The organism is Pseudomonas sp. H26/SER47-MNA-CIBAN-0231 (assembly GCF_040310465.1).
Classification (GTDB): Bacteria; Pseudomonadota; Gammaproteobacteria; order Pseudomonadales; family Pseudomonadaceae; genus Aquipseudomonas; species Aquipseudomonas atacamensis.
In genome coordinates, this window is record NZ_JBEOPW010000199.1 from 1 (window position 1) to 233 (window position 233).

The 233-nt window shown below is 60.5% G+C and carries 1 pseudogene; it reads left to right on the forward strand.

The features are described from left to right. Window positions 1-189, forward strand: a pseudogene (locus AAEZ10_RS27785) (hypothetical protein); the annotation flags it as partial. Between the last annotated feature and the right edge of the window lie 44 nt (window positions 190-233).

The following is a 233-nucleotide window of genomic DNA, read 5'->3' on the forward strand; positions in this document are numbered from 1 at the left end:
GGGGGCGCGGGCTTGCCCGCGAAGACGGCGGTACATCCAAAATCATTGCCGGCTGATCCACCGCTTTCGCGAGCAGGCTCGCTCCCACAATGTTCCGTGTTGACCAATGATTTGGTGGTGCCACAAAAAACCTGTGGGAGCGGGCGTGCCCGCGAATGCGGCGGTACATTCAACATCATTTTCGCCTGACCCAGCGCTTTCGCGAGCAGGCTCGCTGCCACAATGTTCCGTGG